Below are 21,827 nucleotides of genomic sequence, written 5' to 3'. Positions count from 1 at the left end.
ATATATAAGGTTTTATAATTACCTAAAAACAGTGAAATTGTTTAATCTGTAGTTACTCACAAAGCAGCAACATATAAATTACGAGAATAAAAACATGATGAAACTGACACTGAAAACGAAAAAGATAAAGAAGCTACTTATTGAACCGACTTTAGATGCAAAGCAAACACAGCGTATAGCGGGTGGTACGAATACCGACACCATTACTCAGACGGTAAAAAATCCGAACTAAATTTTGATGTGACACCCGAACAACAATAATAACAAGGCATAACGTGATGAAATTGACACTGAGAACGAAAAAGATAAAGAAGCTACTTATTGAACCGACTTTAGATGCAAAGCAAACACAGCGTATAGCGGGTGGTACGAATACCGACACCATTACTCAGACGGTAAAAAATCCGAACTAAATTTTGATGTGACACCCGAACAACAATAATAACAAGGCATAACGTGATGAAATTGACACTGAGAACGAAAAAGATAAAGAAGCTACTTATTGAACCGACTTTAGATGCAAAGCAAACACAGCGTATAGCGGGTGGTACGAATACCGACACCATTACTCAGACGGTAAAAAATCCGAACTAAATTTTGATGTGACACCCGAACAACAATAATAACAAGGCATAACGTGATGAAATTGACACTGAGAACGAAAAAGATAAAGAAGCTACTTATTGAACCGACCTTAGATGCAAAGCAAACACAGCGTATAGCGGGTGGTACGAATACCGACACCATTACTCAGACGGTAAAAAATCCGAACTAAGTTTTGATGTGGCACCTGACCAATAATAATAACAAGGCATAGCGTGATGAAACTGGCATTGAGAACGAAAAAGATAAAGAAGTGACTTATTAAACCGACCTTCGATGCAAAGTCAATATTGCTTATTGTGGATGATGTGAATAAAGGGACCACAAATAACTAAAGTGAAGAGAAGCGATACTGAAAAGGGCAGGTTTCCCCAAAGAGACTCCTAGCTAACACATGTTTGGAGGAATATAACGTCGTTTTTAAACGATGAAGCAGTTACAAAAGTACAAGGAAATTAACGATTGAATATTATAAGTATGCCGCTTTTCTTATCTGTTATGGCTGGTTCACTCTATGGAAAGCTAGAACTGCAGGTACCCGCAAGTGATTTCTATTATGCAAGGGAGACGGGAGCGGTTGTAAACAAAGAAGTTCTATATGTAGGGAGTGGCGTTAAGAAAGGGCAAAGTTTATTAGAATATGCTGTGAAATCGGAACAAAATACAAGGCGCCTTCATGCTAAAACGGATGGATATGTTGAGTTCATAAATAAAGAACTTAATACTGGGCATTCACTCTCTGAAGGTCAGTTGTTATTTATTGTGACTTCGTACACAGTATTAGGAAAATATCAAACATCGATTGAGTCCGATGATCCGATGATTGCACCAGGCTCCAGTTTATGGTTTTGCGACAGTTCAGAGCAATGGCAATTTCACGTCGATGAAATAAAAGAAAGTAAGCTTTTAATTTCGAGTAATTTAGATCAGAGAAGTTTCAATTTGCTAGATAAATTAAGTAAGCAGGATGCACTTGTCTCTTTTTTCGATAAAGAACACTGCAATTTATAGCACAATGGGATGCAGCGGGGGCTGGTACTCGCTATAGACATAGAGTCACTGTAAAGCGACGTATGTATTTAAGGACCATATCTATCTACACTTTATATAGCAAAATATATCCAATTTGCAGCAGCACTTACCAATTAGAATGAAGAGCGTTACAATACGATTAATAAGAAATGTTGGTTGCTATCGTAAAAAAGCAAACTATAGCTGCCAGTTTCATTGGCTCATATTTTATTTTAAAAGGATCAAGTGTTCATGGCACTAACTTCAATTATCTTGGCTGCGGGTAAAGGCACTCGCATGCGCTCTAAACTCCCAAAAGTTTTACACTCAATAGCAGGAAAACCAATGGTACAGCATGTTATTGATAATGCTGTTGCAATGGGCGCTCGTGCGACAAATTTAGTGTTCGGTCATGGTGGTGAACAATTACAATTAGCGCTAGCAAGTAATGATGTAAACTGGGTCCTTCAAGAAGAGCAGCTGGGAACAGGCCATGCAGTTGCTGTTGCTACACCACACATTAATGATGATGATATTGTATTGGTTTTGTATGGTGATGTGCCTTTAACAAAGCGTTCTACATTAGAACGTCTGCTCGCGGCTACACCTTCAGAAGGGTTAGCGGTATTAACCGTCAATTTAGATAACCCAAATGGCTATGGCAGGATGTTACGAGACAACGGAAAATTGGTGGGTATTGTAGAGCAAAAAGATGCCACCGCTGAACAGCTACAAATTACAGAGATTAACACCGGAATAATGGCGGCGAATGGTCGGCTATTGAAAAAGTGGTTATCAAATTTATCGAATAACAACGCACAAGGTGAGTATTACCTCACAGATATTGTGGCAATGGCACACAATGAAGGTGTTGAAATATCTTCAGCTCAACCTGATGATCCCATGGAAGTAGAAGGTGCAAACAATCGAGTCCAATTGGCTGCGTTAGAGAGAGCATACCAATCTTGGCAGGCAGAAAAGTTAATGCTTGGCGGTGCAACTTTAGCTGATCCTGCTCGTGTCGACGTGCGAGGCGTCGTTTCTACAGGTGAAGATATTCATATCGATATTAATGTGATATTTGAAGGGACAGTTACACTTGGTGATAATGTGGTAATTGGCCCTAATTGTGTTTTAAAAGATTGCAGTATTGGTGACAATGTTGTGATTAAAGCGAACACATTGATTGAAGATGCGCAGGTTGCGGCCTACTGTACGTTGGGGCCTTTTGCGCGCTTGCGTCCGGGGGCGGTGATGGATGAAGATTCTCATGTTGGAAACTTTGTTGAGATGAAGAAAACGCGTCTGGGTAAAGGTTCAAAAGCGAATCACTTGACATATTTGGGTGATGCTGAGGTGGGTGAAAAGGTCAATATAGGGGCTGGTACAATAACTTGTAACTATGATGGTGTGAATAAGTCAAAGACCATTATTGGTGATAATGCCTTTATTGGCTCAAATTCATCGTTAGTTGCGCCGATTGAAATAGGTAAGTTGGCTACAATTGGTGCAGGCTCAGTCATCACGGCAAATGTAGATGATGACCAGCTGGCAGTTGCACGTTCTAAGCAGCGGAATTTAAATGGTTGGCAAAGACCTGTTAAAAATAAATCGTAAAAATTACGCAAAGTGAAGGTGCATATTGGCCTTCACTTCATCTGTTTAAGCGTGTTCCTTTCTTCTAGGCAAAATGGTACATTACTGTGAGTTAATCAAAAATTAACAATAATTAAAAGGTCTGCAGTAGAGTTATGGAAAATCTATTTCGCAAAGAGGTAATGGAAAATAAACAGCACCGACTCGAAGGTGCTGTGTCACTCGTTCAGCCACCGGTTTTTAAAACTCTGACAATGCTCATCCTTACTGTTGTCGTGATCAGTTTATGCTTTCTATCCATTGGTAAATATACCCGTAAAGAACGGGTGTCAGGGGTGATTGAACCCAATACGGGGCTATTAAGATTAAAAGCATCTCAAACAGGGGTTATCTCAGAAATTTTGGTGAAAGAGGGGGAGTATGTTGCTAAAGATGCCCCTATTTTACGTATTGCCTCGGCTAAGCACAGTAAACATGCCGTGGAGCTAAATCAGGCATTATTGAATCAGTATAGCTTTCAGTTGCAAAGCTTGGAGCAACAGTTACAAAAACAAAACCTTCAAGATAAGCTTGATATTAATGAACTTTCCCAACAGAAGCGTGTTGCAGTAGCTCGACTAGTTGAACTAGATTTACAGGCGAGTACGTTTTCTGAGCGCTTAAAGTTGAATGAACAAATGGTCACTCAGATTAGTACGTTAAAAGGTACTGGGTATATTTCAGAATTAGAATTACAACGCCAACGAGATACCTTACTTTCATTAAAACAACAAGCTTCAAGCATTAAGTCTGAGCGCTTATCGTTACAAAGCCAAATTGAGCAGTTAGACAATCAACTTACGAAGCTTCCTCTGGAGCAGAGTAATCGATTGTCACAGTTACTGTCACAAAAAGCGGATTTACAAATACAACTCTCCTCGATAGAGCAGCAACGGTTAGGGGAGCTACGCTCACCAAAAGCTGGCATTGTTAGTGGGTTATTGGCAAAAGTAGGTAAAAATGTCGCTGAAGGCCAAAATTTACTGTCTGTTTTGCCTGAAAACAGTAAGATGCAGGCGGTGATCTTTGTACCAACTTCGGCATTTGGTTTTGTTAATGAGGGGCAACTTACACGCTTACGCTATCACGCATTTCCTTATGAAAAGTTTGGGGTTTATGATGGGGAAATTATTGAGGTCAGCAATAGCGTTATACTGCCTGATGAAACAAATACGCCAGGCATCATAACCGATCCTGCTTATAGAGTCGTGGTATCGCTGCATGAGCAACAGGTGCAAGCGTATGGTAAATCATCAGCGTTGCGCCCAGGAATGATGTTGGATGCTGATGTTATTATAGAAGAGCGGTCATTATTGCGATGGTTATTTGACCCAGTATTTAGTATTCAAGGTCAGCTGTAAGCTGTATAAAAATGAGAATAAAGGCGGCTTATAATGCATATTGAAGACGAAGCGCCTGTAGCAAAGCTACAGTTTTGGTCAAGGAAATCACTTCCCATAATTTTACAATCAGAAGCGGCAGAGTGTGGTCTTGCTAGTTTGGCAATGGTTGCTGCCTATCATGGCTATGAAAGTGACTTAATTTCCCTCAGGCAGAGGTTTTGCATTTCCATGGAGGGAGCGACACTGCTTGACATCATGCAGTTTGCGGAGAAACTTGAGTTAACATCAAGGCCTCTACGGATTGAGTTAGAAGATTTAGATGCACTTCAGACACCTTGTATATTGCACTGGGATATGAATCACTTTGTGGTGTTAAAAAAAGCCAATGAGAAAAGAATCGTTATTCATGACCCTGCTTCCGGCGAAAAAACATTTACCTTAAAAGAAGCGTCGAATCATTTTACGGGTATTGCACTTGAATTGACGCCCACGAAGCAATTTGAAAAAAAAGAAGCGAAACCTTCTTTGAAATTTTCAGACTTTTGGAGTCGGATAACTGGTTTAAAAAGGTCATTATTTTTAATATTTGCGTTATCAATGCTACTGCAAGTGTTCACGCTGGCGGCACCTTACTATATTCAGTTGGTCATCGATGATGTGGTACTGACTGGTGATACATCGCTATTAACGGTACTCGCTGTTGGCTTTTGTCTGGTCATGGTTTTCGAAATCGCAACGAATGTCTTGCGGGGCTTTACCTTGTTACACTTTGGTAATCAGATGAATATTCAACTAGGCGCAAACTTATTTCATCATTTAGTAAGGTTACCCTTATCTTATTTTGAAACACGTCATATGGGTGATGTGGTTTCTCGATTTGGCTCATTGCAACAAGTGAAGCAATTACTGACTACGGGTGTAATAGAAGCAATCATTGACGGTTTAATGGCAATTATAACATTGGCAATGATCTTCTTTTATAGTCCGATGTTATCGCTGGTGGTATTAGTGGCTGTAATTGCTTATGCATTAGTTCGAATGGCGATGTACAAACCGTTTCGTACTATTAGCGAGCAAGAAATAATGGCGCGAGCTGAAGAAAACTCTAACTTTATGGAAACGGTTCGCGGTATTCAAACCATAAAGCTGTTTGGCTCAGAAGTTAAACGCGAAGGACAGTGGCAAAATCGTTACGCTAAAGCAATTAACCAGAATATACGCTTAGGTAACTTTCAAATTGGTTATGATGCGATTAACCGCGCACTGTTTGGTATTGAAAACATTGTTGTTGTTTACTTGGCGGCACATTTAGTGATCCAAGGGGGCTTTAGTACGGGGATGCTATTTGCATTTATGTCGTATAAGCGCCAATTTATGGATAAAACGGCGAATCTTATTGAAAAGCTTATTGAGTTCAAAATGCTCGGTTTACATTTTGATCGTATAGCAGACATTGCACTGACTGAAAAAGAAGAGTTGCAACCAGATCAAACGAAAACGCATAAAATAGAAGGGAATATTGAGATTAAGAATGTGAGCTTTGCGTACTCGGATGCAACAGCTAATGTGCTCAATAAACTTAATTTAACAATTCAAGCTGGTGAATCTGTTGCGATCACCGGCCCTTCTGGTTGCGGTAAATCGACGTTGTTAAAAATCATGCTTGGCTTGAACCAAGCCAAAAGTGGTGAAGTGTTGATTGATGGTGTACCACTAGATCAGATTGGGGCACGTCAATACCGACAACAAATATCAGCTGTGATGCAAGATGATGAACTTTTATCCGGCTCAGTTGCAGACAATATCGCTTTCTTTGATACACCTATTGATATGGAACGTGTTGTGTATTGTGCTGATTTGGCTGCCATTCATGATGATATTAGTGCGATGCCAATGGGGTATGATAGTTTAATTGGCGATATGGGGTCGAGCTTATCTGGTGGTCAAAAGCAAAGAATTATATTAGCACGTGCTCTTTATAAAGATCCGAAAATTCTTTTTATGGACGAAGCAACCAGTCATTTAGACACCAGTTTAGAGTCAGATATTAATGAAGCGGTATCTCGATTAAAAATCACACGAGTGATAATTGCGCACCGACGGGAAACTATTGCATCGGCCGATCGCGAAATTAAATTGAAAAAGTATAAAATTGAGGAAGAACCAATGGAGAATAACTCTTAAAGTTGTTCACGCTGTGACACGTTGCATATTATCTAGTGAGATGTGCAAAGTGTCACATGTTGTATATTACGCAGGCTAAGCAGTCATTATTGTGGTTGTTATCTCAACAATAAAGTCGTACGGTATTGGTAACCTATCAGCATCTACGTCACTATCTCGAATTCCCTCTCTAACAATTTGAAAAATGAATTAAGACGTGAAACCGATCGCAACAATAATGAAATAGTTTGTGACGAAGTTGTGCTGTTGTTTGTTGTTTTTTGTTGAATTTTAGTTTCCTCTTAAGTACCTTGTGTAGATACTCATAATAAAAAAACTAAATTACCTTAAGGATAAGTATGACCAAGCCTAATCACCTTAGTGTGCCACAAAATACTAAAATACATCGTATTATTCGTGAGCTTGCGAATAAAGTCATAAATCACACTGATGAGGTTGCTGGCAATGGTTTATTAAGTGGTTTGGCGGGGCATTTACTCTTTTTATACAATGCGCATCGTTTTGACCCAAGTCTTCTAGATGAGAATAAATTTACTGATAAGCTGGAATTATTACAAGAAGGATTAGCAGAACAATCGTTTGAGCTAAGCAATGGGCTTGCGGGTCAAGCATGGGTATTAGAGTATTTAAATCAAGCGAATCAAGATGATTATGATGCCGATTTATTAGAAGATGTTGATGCGCTTTTTGTTGAGTCTTTAGCGCATAACCCATGGTTAGGCGAAATAGAGATGGTTTTGGGCTTATCAGGTTATGCGCCCTATGCCGCTAGAAGAGCGCGTTTTACTGATCAAACAGAATTGTATACGGTGATTGTTAATGGCCTAGCAAGCGTATCTACAAAGCTAGACAATGGCCATATTACTTGGTCACAACCTTCAGAGTCTGTTTATCGATTTGATAAAGATGAAGACTCTCACCGTGGTCCTGAATATAACTTGGGCCTTGCTCATGGGGTACCCGGTATTATTGCTGCCCTGTTACCCGCTGTACACATTCCTCAATTAAAAGAACAAGTTATAGAGATGTTGCAGGGAGGTTGCGATTGGTTGCTGGAACAACAAAATCCAGACAAAGCAGCAAATGCTTGCTTTGGTTCATGTGCAGGTGAAGGGTATGAGTCTAGATTAGGCTGGTGTTATGGAGATCTTACTATCGCGCTGACTTTGGCGCGTGTCGGAAAAGCCATTGATCGACCTCATTATGTTGAACAGGCATTAGAAATTGCAATACACAGTGCACATCGAGATGCTGAGTCAGGACATATCATTGATGCGGGGTTGTGTCATGGTTTTGTTGGGCTAGTGACAATTTATCAACTATTGAATCACATTATGCCCCACCCAGTATTAAGTGATGCAATGAATACTTGGCTTGAATATAGTTTGAAGCAATATGATGAACGGGGTATTGAAGCATTGTATTCATTTAATGGATTAGATAAAACGCATAGTGAAGACTTCGGTTTCTTGATGGGCTATGCGGGGATAGGTATTGGGCTCATTAGCTTTTTAGATGATGATGTGAGTTGGTCTGATTGCTTGTTAATGTCATAGGAGATGAAGGTGTTAAATAAAAATAAAGTGAATCACAAGCCTAAGACTTTAAAAAATAGTCGTTTTTTTGTAGTGCGTATACCACGTCTAGCGGTAGAGCACTTAACGTCATTTTCAGAACCAGAGGTTGATAGCAATACAGTATTGAGCAATTGGCTAGCAATGCCTGGCGTTGAAGAGGCGGTATATTTAGCGAGTCCGTCTCTACTTGAACGCATTGAACAATGGCGTTCTAAGCCAGAATCAAAGCAGGGCAAAAAGGTGGCAAAAGCGCTACTGAAATATATGGTGAGAATGTGTTCACGGCCTACGCCATTCGGTTTATTTTCGGGCATTCATAAAGGCATGGTTACGGATAGTACACAGTTATGTGCGAGTGACCATACTCAAGATAGTCGTAAGACACGACTCGACATGTTCTATTTGTCGGCATTGAAAGAGCATTTTATTAAGCATGCATCGCATTCAGATACATTGACTTATAAACCCAACCCATCACATTACTTTATTGCAGAACAGTGTCGATATATCGAAACTTATATGTCTGATGAAAGTATGCAGTACCGATTAAGTGCAGTGGAAAGTGATGAATACTTTTGTTTTGCGTTGGACCAAGCGAGTTCAGGCTTAAGCTTAAATGGTTTGGTTGACGCATTCTGTGACCACTACGCAGAAGCTGAGCGTGAAGATGTGCAAGCATATATTCAAGATTTGATTAGTGAAGGGATACTACTTGCTGATATTCCACTGCCACTTACAGGGGACGCTCCTGATCTCGCTTTACTGAAGTCACTTGAAGATATTGAAGAGCGAGAGACCGCCGACCATTTGGCGACGGCGTTGTCACAAATTGAAAGGTTAGATGAGCAAAAAAGTGGTGAAATAACGCCATATAAACAGTTACTCACCCATTTTGAGAATTTGCCAGTTAAAGCGCAAGAAAATAAACTGTTTCAGTCTGATATTTATCGCAGCTTTGAGACTTGCCATTTAAGTGAGATGGAACTCTCGCGTTTTCAAAAGCAATTAGAGCTGCTATCAGGACTAAGCTTATCACCAGAGCAAAGTGCCCTAAATCAGTTCTCAACCAAGTTTAACGCGCGGTTCGAGGGGCAGTTTGTGCCATTAGATGTCATTTTGGATGATGAGTCAGGCATTGGTGTGTCTAACGAAACTGGTTATGAAGCGCCCTTAGTTGCAGGTCTTAATTTAGCACGCTCAGGAAAAGGTAATGCCACGATCCCTGAGATTAGCGTGCTAGACAATATAATTGAAGACGCGATCAGTTTGCCTGAAAATCGCAGTCGCACCAGTATTACACTCAAAAGCAAAGAATTAAAAGCTAAAGTAACCAACAAAGGAGCGGTGAGTAAATACCCAAGTTCTTTTGCAGCAATGATGAGTTTGTATCAAGATGAGAAGCAAAACCCGATCATTAAATTAAATGGCTGCTACGGACCATCGTCTGCGAATTTGTTGGGCCGCTTTTGCCACTTAGATGATTCTTTAAAAGCAGATGTTATTGGGGAGCTAAAGCGAGAGCAAATGCACTCCCCAGATGTGATTTTTGCAGAAGTTGTACATATGCCTGAAGGTCGGCCAGGCAATGTTATTGCCAGACCGCATTTGCGAGAATATGAAATTGTCTTTATGGCGGATAGTAGTCTCGCGCATGAGTATCAGATCCCATTGAGTGATCTATATGTTTGGGTAGAAGGACAAAAGGTCAAGCTATGGAGCAAGCGTTTGAATAAACAAGTGGTGCCACGCTTATCATGTGCACACAATTATTCAAACCGTAGTCTGAGTGCTTATAAATTTCTATGTATGTTGCAGCACCAAGACGGTCGAGCGCCTCATTTTAGTATGCCCAGTAGTACAGAACGAGCTGCATTCGTGCCACGCATTATGCTAGACAATTTAATTTTGAGTGAAAAAACATGGCGGATCGATCGTAAGCACTTTGAAGATATAGCTAAAAATGGTCATTTTGAACACGCAAAATTAGAAGCCTTGTTAAGCAAATACCAATTAGATCCATTGGTGAGCTATGCGATGTCAGACAATGTTTTAAACCTAGATTTACGTAGTCCAGATATGTTCGATATTCTGTTGAGTGAAACAAAAGGACAAACAAGAATAGAATTAAAAGAAGTACTGTATGCACAGTTTGAATCTCGTACTGTGGATGCGCAAGGTTTACACTACAACAATGAAGTGATTGTGCCATTTTTTAATGAACTGGCAACACCACATAGTCACTATGCGGATAATCCTCTAGCCAATATTACGGCCACGCCTATTAAACGCCGATTTAGTGCAGGTTCACAGTGGTTAAGTCTTAAAGTGTATTCAGGCAATTCTTTAGTGGAACAGTTATTGAGTGAGCAATTGTTACCTCTGATAGAAGACAATAATACCCTTTATGATAAGTGGTTTTTTATTCGCTATGGTGATCCAGATTGGCATTTGCGTCTACGCTTTCATGGCGATCCAGCCACACTCTGCGGTGTTCTCTTACCTAAGCTAAATGCGTTATTAGATCCGATGGTTGAAAGTGGCGAGTTACATAAAGTTGAGCTGATGACATATGAACGAGAGGTTGAGCGTTATGGCGGGCCTGAGTCAATGGCATTGATTGAATCATTGTTTATGTTTGATAGTGCATTGATAGCGAAAACATGTGGATTGATAGATGAATATGATGAAGGAATACGCTGGCGTATGGCGCTAAGTTATACTGACCGCTTACTCTCATTGTTTCATTATAGCGATGAAGAGAGGTTTAAGTTGATCAGCAGTCTGCGTGATGGCTTTGGTCGGGAGTTCAACGAAAGTAGCGTATTACGTAAGCAATTAGGCAATCGATTTAGAGAATATGAAGGTCAGTTGCATGATGATTTTGAAAAGTTACATACAGACAAAGCGCATGAGTGTGATGAAGTGCAGCAGGCTTTGTTCGATTTATTAGCGCAATGGCAGCAACAAGCTGCACCATGCGTGGCACAACTAAATGTACTCATTGAAGATGAGCAGCTCAATTGTAGTCGTGACTCTTTATTAGGATCCATTTTACATATGCATAATAACCGGATGTTCAAGGCATATAACCGAGAGCAAGAGCTGGTGGTTCATGATTTACTGCGCCGTAAGTATTTTTCTGCAGACAAAAAGCAGTAGCTGGAGATTGTGTTAGGTAGTGACATGGGTTAGTGGCATGGGTTAGTGACATAATAAAACGCTAAAATTTAATTTTTAGCGTTTTATTATGTTCAGTGTGAATACCTAATAGGCAATGTCGTCTTTTAAAATTGCGCTAGAATGAGAATATAAGATATTAACTGTATTTTAGAAGGGGTGTATTTCGATGAACAGGGTAACGAAAAGCTTATATTCTTGGGTCATTGTTATGTGTTTTGGCGTGACCGCTCACGGAGCCGAAAATGAGACCTTGGTTGATGAACTTGTGTTCTTGCAACCCTTTTTAGGGGGGTGGCAGGCTGACTTTGCTGTGCCTGTAGGGAAACCGGCAATGCAAGATGTGAGTCATTGGGAGCGAGCATTAAATGGTACCGCTGTGCGAACTTTACATTCAATTAATGCGGGTATGTATGGAGGGGAGTCATTAATTTTTTGGGATGATGCAAAGCAAGAAGTTGTATTTTATTATTTTACGACGGCAAGTTTCTACACTCAGGGAACGATAAAGCGATTATCTGATGGTGGGTTTGCGGCATATGAAACCGTGACAGGTAGCGAAGAAGGGATCACGCAAGTGAAATCGACTACGCGCTATATAGATAACACCATGCAAGTGTCGACACAATATCTCAAACAACAGCAATGGACTGCACCACAAAGACGTACTTATACACGTAGCACGCAGCAGGTGATATTTAAGTAGCTCATCAAGGTGTGACGAAGCGAATATACGAATGATGTTTATTTTATTGAATAACCTCGCACAACTGATGGGTGTGGTGATTCAGGACATATCGAATAAATCCAGTGAGCTTTCTGTCCACTTTAAGAGCAATGAAAGGTGTGTTTATTGTCATATTGCTTTGCGTTGATATGTTTAGCGAAGGCATTTCTTTGTTCGCAATTTATTAAGTAACCACTGTAGTAGCGGTAGTCGCATTAAGCTATTCTTTTGTTGTCCTTTTGCTGCCAGAAATAATTGGGCTGTGGCATCATTACGGGCTTTTTGGATGTGTTTGCGGTGACATTCTTGTGCCGCATAGTGCCAATCCTGCTGTTTTATCGCATTATGTAGCTTAGGCCAATACTGACCTAAGTGATGGCTGCCTAAGTTAAATGCCATATCTAAAAGCGCATATTTCACGGGTTGAGGAAGTGCTTTAAAGGGACGCTTATAACCATTCTTTTTACTAAATATGGCGCTGAGTTCTTGCTCAAATAGGGTTAAATGCTTTTGCAATATCGCCTCACACTGTGGATCCGGTAAATGTAACTGGCAGTGTGTGCCGTACCAAGCTGCTGTATAGCCTGTTGGTAGTGTAGAGATACGGTTATATTCTGCTTTTTTTTGCGCTTTTGTCGCCAGTTCATGTTGTTGAGTGTAAAGGGTGAGTGCACAAAACTGTTGTATGTTCGCCATCATAAAACCAATACCAATGGTTGGGTTACCGCGACTGTCGAGGTATAAATGATTAATTTGTCCTTCGAATTGTTTCAAGTTCGCAATAAAGTTAAAGTTTTTGGGTGCCATGAGTACTCATATTTTTAGATAAAGATGGTAAAGAACAGTGGGATACCTCTTCAATATGTGAGGTTTGATCGACGGTGTAGCATTCTTTTAGTACGGAGCAATAACATGCTTTTGCGACGACTTTACGAATTTTATGATCGATTTGCAGCCATAAACCGGTATTGAAGTTGGTTTTTTGCATCGTGAATACATGATATTGCTCACCATTGGCTAACAATATATTGTTGGTGGTACTGGAGACCAACCAGCCAAATGCATTTCGGTAGTTAATATCGGAATTGTGATGCTCAATGTCTAAGAGTGCTTGTTGATAAGCATCCAAGTTACAACAATCATTAAGCAATTCTAAAATATCATAATGGTGATTACCCTCATAAATATATTCAATGTAATGAACAATTGCGGGTCCAGTGCCAGAGTTCTGAATATTCATATTAATGGTTTGCTGCTCTTCATTAATATCAAAGTTGGAGTAGCCCATTTTTAACCAAGGCCAAGTTTCCGCTTTAAGTTGTCGCTCTGCGGCAGCGACTTGTTGTTGAGATGCTTTTGCTTGCAGGTAGGTGGCATAAAATGAGGCGGCGGAAATGGCCATTGCACAGAGTGCCAACATGGTATTCACTTTTGAGCGAGTTAGCCTGGGCCTGCTCTTAATTCTCACGTTGCGCACGGTTTCAGTGCTTGATGGAGTGGGATCATTTATCATAATGCGAATCCTTTATAGCGGTGCGAGGAATACGGTGAGCTTATCCCCTATTCGTAAAGTTTCTTTGGATAGGCTGTTCCATTGCATCAGTTTACTGACTGTGACATTAAATGTGCGAGCAATGCGCCATAGACTATCACCCGACTTGACGGCATAGTCAATTTTCTTGTCTGCTAAAATGGGCAGCATCAGTGTTTTTCCCGCGCGAATGCGAGAGCTAGTTAGTTGATTGAAGGTTTTTAATTGTGCCACACTTAAATCATGACGTTGCGCTATGACGCTTAAGCTGTCACCGCGGACAATAGTGTATTGCTGCCATTGTTGCTTGGGCATCAAAGGTTGCTGTGCAACATAAGTATGCCAGCTAGCCGTATCCGCTGTTTTGACCACAATATGCTGCGGGCCATCAAGGAGTGCTGGAAATCGAGTATATCCAGGGTTGAGCGATTCAAGAGATTGCCATGCAGACGCATCAGTGAGTATAACGCCGTTTTTAAGCGGTACAACGTCTATCACTGCTTGATTAGTGATGGCAGGAAACTCCATTTCTTGCTGGCGTAATAAGGCTGCCGCGGCTAATAATTTAGGCACATAATGACGCGTTTGTTGTGGGAGTTTTAAGCTAAAAAAGTCACTCGGTTTTCCTTGTTTTTGATTGTTTTTAATTGCCCGTGCCACTCTGCCTTCACCGGTATTATAGGCGGCAATGGCATGATACCAATTGCCGTTAAAACGTCGGTGTAAATAGGTGAGAAAATCTAACGCTGCATGGGTTGCATCAACAATATCTTGGCGACCATCATACCAAGGTCCTATTTTTACCCCATAGTGTTTTGCAATGAGAGGCGTCAGTTGCCATAAACCAGATGCATGCTTATGGGAATACGCAGCAGTATTAAAGTCACTTTCAATTAATGGCATTAAAGCGAGTTCAATTGGAAGGTTTCGACGTTCAACTTCACTCACTATGTAATATAAAAAGGGGGCTGCTCGGCGACTTATTTCATGCATGTAGTTTGGGTGCTTTAGGTACCACTGAATTCGCTGGTGTACGCTGCTATGTTGGGATGGTGCGAAGCTCAATTGTAATGCGATTCGTTGCCATACATCGTCTACGTCTTGTGGTTTAACCGTGACAATATTTTTTTTCTGGGGCTGCGTTGTAGTTTTGGTGGTTTGTGTAGGAACAGGGAGGTCATTACGGTGTTTCACCTGATATGGGGTTTTTGCACACCCAGTTAGCATTAATATAACAAGCGAAATAATAAGATAAAGCAATGGCATAGTTGGCTGTGGCCTTTATTATTTTTAGTATGATGTGATTGTAGCGAAATTTACGTGTTTAGAAATAGGAGACAAGCAAGAAGACCAAGTTTTATTATGACACTGCCATAAAAGTGCCAAATATACGTAACCAATAAGTCACCTTTGTATGATGGACTGTGCAACCACACAATTTGGTATAACTTATTTGAGGTCTTTTCCATGTTCAAACATACCCTACTAACACTTTCTTTGTTGACTATTTTATCGGGCTGCGCGCTCGATGGTGATGATGGTATCACTGGTATGGATGGTCAAAGCGGTGCGCAAGGCACAGTCGGTGAAGCTGGTAAAGATGGTATAGATGGCAATGCTGCACTTGACATTACCTTAGTCGGTCGTGGAGTATTAAATGCGCAAAGCCCAGAAGGTGCTGCAGAGATTGTCGCATATCATGCGAAAAAACAGTGGATATATGCCATTAATAGTTCTGGTGAAACGGCTGTGGTTGATATTTTACCGATGACAAATCTAGCTCAAACCGGTCTAACTAAAAATGCGCAAGGTGTGGTGACCGCCACAAACCTGAATAGCACGATAACTGTATTGTTAAATGATCACACCCCTGGGGATGCAAACAGCATTGCAATTGATGAAAATAACCAATTGCTAGCGGTGGCAATGGCATCAGGGGGAGCCTCAGAGGTAGGGAAAATAGCCTTTTATGATATTGCAGGAGATACCCCAAGTTTTATAAAAAATGTAGAAGTGGGGGCACTACCAGATATGGTGACATTTAGCCACGACGGTGCAAAGGTGGTTGTGGCAAATGAAGGTGAACCTGCGGGAGATTATAGTATTGACCCAGAAGGCAGCATTAGTGTTATTGCCGTTACCAACGGCGAAATAGCAGACACCGCAACACACATAGGGTTTTCTGCGTACAACAATAAAAAGGCTGAATTAGAGGCCCAGGGAATGATGTTTGCTAATCCGTCTGGCCGGACAATTAATGGTCAATTGATTAATACGACCGTGGCGATGGATTTAGAACCTGAATATGTCACTGTATCGAATGATAACCGTTATGCCTATGTGTCGTTGCAAGAAAATAATGGCTTAGCTGTCGTTGACTTGACCGATCACAGTATTAAGCTGCTGGGCCTAGGCTATAAAGACTGGTCAAGCTTGACGATGGACGCATCGGACAAAGATGGCGGAATTAACTTCAGTTCTTACCCTGGGTTGATGGGAATGTACCAGCCTGACACCGTGGCGAGTTATACCTGGAAAGGGGCAAACTTTATTGTTACTGCAAATGAAGGGGATGGTCGGGAGTATTTTTTTGCAGCAAAAGACAGTGCTGAGTGTGTCAACAAAGGGGGGTTAGAGTTTGATGAAGATGATGGGTGTCTGGCATACACTGATGAGGTACGCGCAAAAGATTTAAAGCTAGCCAATAACTTTGCCTATTTAAATAATGATAATGATGATATTGGCCGTTTAAAAGTCACTACCGTCAAAGGTGATGCAGATAATGATGGTCAATATGAACAACTGTATACCTACGGCGCTCGGTCGTTTTCTATCTGGGATGCCAATGGCCTTCAAGTGTTTGATTCAGGGGATCAGGTAGCGCGAATTACGGCATCCGTGCATGGAGAGGCGTTTAACAATGATGAAGATGAAAATGAAGGTGATACACGCTCTGATGCCAAAGGGGCAGAGCCTGAAGCATTGACTTTAGGGAAAGTTGGCGGACGTTTATTTGCGTTTATTGGCTTAGAGCGAATGGGGGGCGTCATGGTCTATGATGTCACGAACCCTCATAGCGTGCATTTTGTTGATTACTTTTTTAATCGTGGCACTGTGGAAGGTGAAGATGTGTCAGGGGACTTAGCGCCAGAGGGCATGGCCTTTGTTTCGGCTGAGAACAGCGTAACGGGTAAGCCTTTATTAATCATTGGTAATGAAATTTCTGGCTCTATTGCTGTATGGCAAATTAGCTACGCAGAGTAACCAAGTCTGATTGTTTCTGTGTCGCTTGATGGAAATGTAAAATGGCGTATTGAGAAATACGCCATTTTTTAGTGGTACTGTTTAACTCACTGAGCTTTTTAACGTGATTGACTCTGAGGCTGATGCGCCGCTTGTGGCATGTTGATGCTTACCGAGTGAAAAACAAAATAGGGCGACAAGTAACAAGGCGCAATTGACTAAAATGACATCTAACAGTAAATACGGATGTGGAGCGTGCCCAAACAGCACTTGGATCAAGTCATAAAAAGGGCATATCGCAAAGAGCACCGCTGCGGCTAATAGTTGCTGCACCATTGCCTGGCGAATGGCTTTTCGTTGCATACTATTAAAGAGAGCATGTAACAGACTAATGCCGATGGCACAGAAAAATAGTGTTGGCAGTAAATCGGTCCGTGTCCAACTGAAGGGGGCAAATCTAGCGCCTATAAAGCTGCAAGCAACGGCAATTAAAGTCCCAGTTGATAATGCTAATGTCATTGCTTTCACAAAGGCTAACCCGCGTTTACTTTGCTGGCGGTTGTTTTCTCGCTTTTCAAGCCACAATAAATTACCCGTTAAGATGAGATAGCAACAACCCAAACCAAGAATAAAGTAGATAAACTTCAAGGTGATCCCCCCAAACTCTCCAAAATGCAGGCTACTTAGTACAGTATATGTGGCTGCAGTCGGTGCTTGCTGAGCATGATATTCACTGATCAAAGAGGCGTCTTTCAGTGAATAAATAACATGCGTTGTTGGTATTAGGGCATTATGTTCGATTAAACGTACTTCGACTTCGCCATTTTCGTCACCCATGGCAAAAAAGTTTAATCGTGCAATTTTATGGTTAGGATATTTTTCCTGAACATCTTTAATAATAGTATTGGCGTGGGTATTACTGACTGGGTTGCCAGAGTACTCAACGTTAGGCTGGCCGAAGAATCCAGCTGTTTTGATCAGTGCAGGGATGTCTCCTTTAAATACTGCGAAACCAAATCCAGCCTGCAATACAATGCTGAGATTAAACATGACCCCAGTCAATGCAAAGATGAAGGTAAAAGGTAAAGAGGATACGCCAATAAGGGTATGACCATCATGGTAAATATCTTTGTTTTTATTGAGCCTATATTGATAAAAATGACTGACTAGTTTTTTCAGCACAATACAAATACCAGACATAACCATGACAAAGAACAACAAGGTGATCACGCCGACTATCTCAGTACCGTAAGGGAGTAGTAAACTGATATGTAAAAGATACAACATATCACTGAGATAAAAATCTTCGCCATTATAAGGGAGTAGTTGTCCGGTATTGGCATCAAAATTGAGTTGATGGTCAATATGCAAGCCGTCGGCGGTTTCTGTTTCGAATGCGGTATAGTAATAGGGCTGATCTGATTGTGGAATTGAGATCAGTACGCCATGATGGGCCGGTATGTTGTGCTCTTGAGTTGCTATTTTGTCTAAAATTGTTGAGATAGGAACGATTTGTTCAGAGAGTGGGTCAGGTGCATGATATTGGCTATCCCAATGTATAATATTGTGGCGGAATAATGAAATAGAGCCACATACGAAAACGATCATGAGTACGCCTGAAATAATCAGGCCGAGCCAAGCATGTGCATGGGTGAGGTTTTTTAACGTTGTTTTATTCATCCTGTTGGCCCCGCAGCAGTGAAGAAAATACCTGTAAATATGAGAATAACTGGTAAGGCGGCTTTCGCTGCGCGCCCCCAAGCTTGTTTATTCGTATTAGCGGCATAGCACCATGTCATGACACCAGCCCACGAAGATAGCGCGAAGATCAACCCCAATGCCAGTATCAGTCCGACTTGACTAGGCATTAATAGGCTTAAACTACTGGGCACTAAGACCATGAAGATGAGGCCACTTATCAGACCTGCAAAGGTTTTATGCCACATAGCGTGCTCCTAATAGTTGAAAGAAAGCGCTTAGGACTATGACACTTATTAGACTTGACCAAATCCAAGTGGGTTTATGTGCCAATAAGAAAACAGCTGCGGGAATAAAAAACATGGCGAAACATACAGTGTAAAGTACAGCGATAAAAAAGCTCAGTTCAAAGAACATCAAAGTCGCTATGGTGACAATAATGAGTATGCTGGCATATAAGAGAGATATCATGCGTGTTGGCGTTTTTTGATTCTCAGTTCTAAATTGTTGCCTTGGACTGGCGCCGTAGAGCAATATGCCGCATAGCCAGTAAGCGGGTAATAAAAAAAAGTAGCTCATTGTTTTTCCTATTCCTTCAAGTTATTGTTGTATTCATTTCACTGTTGAAACGGTAAAAAGATGCCATTTAACTGAGCATCTTTTTATCGGTTGTAAAGCCGCTGTTTACGGGCGGTTTTTTGTTACCAATCAAAATTACCACGGAATGTAAGCGACAACTCTCTTGGTTTACTAATGCGAGGATTACGTGCTCTATGCGCGATGTAATATTCTTCATCAGTGATGTTCTTGCCCACTAAGTACACCCCATAGTTATCCCATTCATATCCTAGTTGTATATCAACGACTGTTCTTGCATCATTTGTGAGATCAAAGTACAGATCCCCTGGTTCTAGACCATCTCGGTATGGGTTTGCTCTGTTTGGTGATTCACTGGCATAGCTGGCATTAAGATTGGCAAAGAACCCAGCGGAATCTTGGTAAGTGAGTCCAATATTATGCGTTCTTTGTGGTGCAGGAAATTGACGACCTGATAAGTCAAACTCCGTGTTGCTGCCATTTTGGTTGGGGATCTTAATTGAAAAATCAGTAAATTCTGTACCAGCAAAACCAATTGCGGCATAGGTTTTTAAATTATCACTGATCGTATAATTTAGCTCTAATTCGAACCCTTTTACTTCAGAAGTGCCGGCATTAACCGTTTGTATATCAAAGTTATTAGGTGAGAGTTGGACTGATACTTGTTGATCTTTCCAATCTAAATAAAACAGGTTTGCATTGGCTGTGAGCTTACCATCTAACCAAGTAGAACGCACTGAGAGTTCGTAGTTATCTGTTGATTCCGGTTCATATTCAAATACATTTGCACGAGCTTGGTTTACACCAACACCGCCAGAACGATAGCCTTTTTGGAAGGTGAGTGTGGTTGAAATATCATCATTTACATGATAGCTCACACCGACCTTTGGTAATACGGTACTGAATGAAGCATCACTTAATGGCGCGACTTGCGATGCACTGTCGGCAAGACCCACGACCAGCGTGTTTATGCCACTGATCAGCGGTACTATCCCTTCATACGGAGTCCCGATATAACTGCTGGGGTTGGGTAAGGCGCTTTTGTTAAGAATATCGTATTGTGCCTCACTGGCATTTTCTTGTTTTTCTCTATCAAAACGAATACCTGCAAGTAAGTCCCATTGTTCATTCAAATGCCAAACGCCATCTGCAAAAAGGGCATAGCTGGTAATGTTACTGGTTGCTAATGAGTAGACTCTTGTTTTTGCAGGGTTAAAATCAGCATATTGGCCTAAAACTAAGCCTGCGATTTGTGGGCTGAGCTTATATTGAGACTGTAAAGCACTACTCGATAGCCCTAATCGAGCCAATGAATAATTATTAAGGCCTGTGCTCACTTCTTCCTGTTCACTTTTGAAATAATACGCGCCTGCAACACCGCTAAAATTATCATAGTCAAAGTTAATTCTGAATTCTTGCGTTAGCGTTTTTTCTTCGTTGTTATAGAAGGTTGCACTGCCTGTATCAACTACCGGTGTGTTGCCATAACCTTGGGGATAATCTGAATCCCATGAGTAGATTTCAACAACATCTGAATAAGTGGTGTAAGACGCCAATGAGATGAGGTTATTGATATCATAATTGATAGACAGGGAGATTAAATCTGTTTTGACTTGTCTTTGTCGCGTGTCGTTATAAGAGGTTGAGCGATTGCTAAAGGTATCTGCTCCAGCATCCTTAGTCAGGTTAGCATCTCCATATTTACGTTCTGCATTCATAACGCTGAGCATCGTTGATAGGTTTTCGATACCTGCCGGCTCATAACGGAGTTTAAGGCGATATGTATGTTCGCTGTCAGTGTCAGAGTGGCTGTTATCGTATAGGTTGGTAATGGAGCCATCGTAACGCTTCTCTTCGCCACTAAATCTAAAAGCTAGCTCATCGTCTATTAAGCCACCTCCTAAGGCAATACCAGCTTCTTGCTTACCATTTTCACCCAGGGTCAGTTTAAACTGCCCTTCTTTGTTGTCGCTTGGTTGTTGGGTATTTAAGATCACCGCTCCGGCTAACGAATTACGCCCTTGCAAGGTAGATTGTGGACCCCGAAGTATTTCTATTTGTGTGGCATCCCATGTAGAAAAAGTACCATTTCGAATGAGTCCTTGAGGGATGGGGGCGCCGTCAATATAAACGCTGGCAAGGGCACTATGCCCGTCTCCTGAGACGTTCGAGCCATCAATACCACGGATACTAAAACCATAATCGGTTGCATGTGCATTAGCGGTACTAACGAGAGCGTCTGTAAAGGTGTTGATTTGTTGGTGCTCAATTGTTTCAGCGGTTAACACTGCAACACTGGTGGTGGTTTCTTGTAAGCTACGAGCTATTTTATGACCAGTAACGATGATACTTTCAATTTTTTCATCGTTTTTTTTATCCACTTCGGTTGCTAATGTGGCATTTGAGAGCGCTATTGCGGGTAATAAAAAAGTGGCGCGCATTGCAATAGAGAGAGTAGAGAACTTCATGGTTTCCTTTAATTAAGAATTGTTTTTATTTGT

At 41.2% G+C, this 21,827-nt stretch carries 19 protein-coding genes; 12 read left to right on the top strand and 7 right to left on the bottom strand.

Features of this window, described 5'->3' with window-relative positions; all coding sequences use genetic code 11:
* Positions 1-94 precede the first annotated feature (94 nt).
* The 11 genes from PAUR_RS18290 (at position 95) to PAUR_RS18255 (ending at position 12,236) form a co-directional block, all read left to right on the top strand.
* Positions 95-232: a hypothetical protein gene (locus PAUR_RS18290; protein WP_192509165.1), complete on the top strand. Its 138-nt coding sequence runs from the start codon at positions 95-97 to the stop codon at positions 230-232.
* A 46-nt stretch (positions 233-278) separates the two neighbouring features.
* Complete coding sequence (locus PAUR_RS23835; protein WP_263973709.1) at positions 279-413, top strand: hypothetical protein; 135 nt, start codon at positions 279-281, stop codon at positions 411-413.
* Positions 414-459: 46 nt separating this feature from the next.
* A complete protein-coding gene (locus PAUR_RS23830) occupies positions 460-594 on the top strand; it encodes a hypothetical protein (protein ID WP_263973709.1) in 135 nt (44 codons plus the stop codon).
* Positions 595-640: 46 nt separating this feature from the next.
* Positions 641-775, top strand: coding sequence for a hypothetical protein (locus PAUR_RS23825; RefSeq protein WP_263973709.1), 135 nt, complete (start codon positions 641-643; stop codon positions 773-775).
* Positions 776-1,065: 290 nt separating this feature from the next.
* The gene (locus PAUR_RS18285) at positions 1,066-1,614 is read left to right on the top strand and encodes a hypothetical protein (protein WP_192509164.1); all 549 of its coding nucleotides are present in this window, start codon (positions 1,066-1,068) and stop codon (positions 1,612-1,614) included.
* Positions 1,615-1,866: 252 nt separating this feature from the next.
* Entirely contained in the window at positions 1,867-3,231 is a 1,365-nt protein-coding gene (glmU, locus tag PAUR_RS18280) for a bifunctional UDP-N-acetylglucosamine diphosphorylase/glucosamine-1-phosphate N-acetyltransferase GlmU (RefSeq protein ID WP_192509163.1), read from the top strand.
* 134 nt (positions 3,232-3,365) lie between these two features.
* Complete coding sequence (locus tag PAUR_RS18275) at positions 3,366-4,610, top strand: HlyD family efflux transporter periplasmic adaptor subunit (protein WP_192509162.1); 1,245 nt, start codon at positions 3,366-3,368, stop codon at positions 4,608-4,610.
* Positions 4,611-4,643: 33 nt separating this feature from the next.
* Positions 4,644-6,776 carry a peptidase domain-containing ABC transporter gene (locus PAUR_RS18270; protein ID WP_192509161.1) on the top strand — a complete coding sequence of 711 codons (2,133 nt, stop codon included), beginning with the start codon at positions 4,644-4,646 and terminating at the stop codon, positions 6,774-6,776.
* Positions 6,777-7,114: 338 nt separating this feature from the next.
* Complete coding sequence (locus PAUR_RS18265; protein WP_192509160.1) at positions 7,115-8,332, top strand: lanthionine synthetase C family protein; 1,218 nt, start codon at positions 7,115-7,117, stop codon at positions 8,330-8,332.
* 9 nt (positions 8,333-8,341) lie between these two features.
* The gene (locus tag PAUR_RS18260; protein WP_318782631.1) at positions 8,342-11,512 is read left to right on the top strand and encodes a lantibiotic dehydratase; all 3,171 of its coding nucleotides are present in this window, start codon (positions 8,342-8,344) and stop codon (positions 11,510-11,512) included.
* Between the two features lie 187 nt (positions 11,513-11,699).
* Entirely contained in the window at positions 11,700-12,236 is a 537-nt protein-coding gene (locus PAUR_RS18255) for a hypothetical protein (RefSeq protein ID WP_404821706.1), read from the top strand.
* Between the two features lie 174 nt (positions 12,237-12,410).
* Here PAUR_RS18255 and PAUR_RS18250 read toward each other — a convergent pair whose 3' ends face one another.
* Genes PAUR_RS18250 through PAUR_RS18240 form a run of 3 tightly spaced genes read right to left on the bottom strand, consistent with a single transcriptional unit; the run spans position 12,411 to position 15,054 of the window.
* The gene (locus PAUR_RS18250; RefSeq protein ID WP_192509158.1) at positions 12,411-13,064 is read right to left on the bottom strand and encodes a lysozyme family protein; all 654 of its coding nucleotides are present in this window, start codon (positions 13,062-13,064) and stop codon (positions 12,411-12,413) included.
* Positions 13,045-13,770 carry a hypothetical protein gene (locus PAUR_RS18245; RefSeq protein ID WP_192509157.1) on the bottom strand — a complete coding sequence of 242 codons (726 nt, stop codon included), beginning with the start codon at positions 13,768-13,770 and terminating at the stop codon, positions 13,045-13,047. The genes PAUR_RS18250 and PAUR_RS18245 overlap by 20 nt, the downstream gene beginning before the upstream one ends.
* Positions 13,771-13,782: 12 nt before the next feature.
* Complete coding sequence (locus PAUR_RS18240; RefSeq protein WP_192509156.1) at positions 13,783-15,054, bottom strand: LysM peptidoglycan-binding domain-containing protein; 1,272 nt, start codon at positions 15,052-15,054, stop codon at positions 13,783-13,785.
* 201 nt (positions 15,055-15,255) lie between these two features.
* Between PAUR_RS18240 and PAUR_RS18235 the strand changes: the two genes are divergently transcribed.
* A complete protein-coding gene (locus tag PAUR_RS18235; RefSeq protein WP_192509155.1) occupies positions 15,256-17,052 on the top strand; it encodes a choice-of-anchor I family protein in 1,797 nt (598 codons plus the stop codon).
* Between the two features lie 81 nt (positions 17,053-17,133).
* On the opposite strand, the gene PAUR_RS18230 is transcribed toward PAUR_RS18235, so the two are convergent.
* The 4 genes from PAUR_RS18230 to PAUR_RS18215 all read right to left on the bottom strand — a co-directional run bounded on the left by PAUR_RS18230 (position 17,134) and on the right by PAUR_RS18215 (position 21,794).
* Positions 17,134-18,711, bottom strand: coding sequence for a PepSY-associated TM helix domain-containing protein (locus tag PAUR_RS18230; RefSeq protein WP_192509154.1), 1,578 nt, complete (start codon positions 18,709-18,711; stop codon positions 17,134-17,136).
* The gene (locus tag PAUR_RS18225) at positions 18,708-18,977 is read right to left on the bottom strand and encodes a hypothetical protein (protein WP_192509153.1); all 270 of its coding nucleotides are present in this window, start codon (positions 18,975-18,977) and stop codon (positions 18,708-18,710) included. Before PAUR_RS18225 ends, PAUR_RS18230 begins: the two co-directional genes overlap by 4 nt.
* Complete coding sequence (locus PAUR_RS18220; protein ID WP_192509152.1) at positions 18,967-19,308, bottom strand: hypothetical protein; 342 nt, start codon at positions 19,306-19,308, stop codon at positions 18,967-18,969. The genes PAUR_RS18225 and PAUR_RS18220 overlap by 11 nt, the downstream gene beginning before the upstream one ends.
* A 122-nt stretch (positions 19,309-19,430) precedes the next feature.
* Positions 19,431-21,794, bottom strand: coding sequence for a TonB-dependent receptor (locus PAUR_RS18215; RefSeq protein ID WP_192509151.1), 2,364 nt, complete (start codon positions 21,792-21,794; stop codon positions 19,431-19,433).
* Positions 21,795-21,827 lie beyond the last annotated feature (33 nt).

Source organism: Pseudoalteromonas aurantia 208, from assembly GCF_014858725.1.
GTDB classification, from domain to species: Bacteria; Pseudomonadota; Gammaproteobacteria; order Enterobacterales; family Alteromonadaceae; genus Pseudoalteromonas; species Pseudoalteromonas aurantia.
Note: the sequence above shows the minus strand (reverse complement) of the source record. Positions and strands in the feature narration are given on the sequence as shown.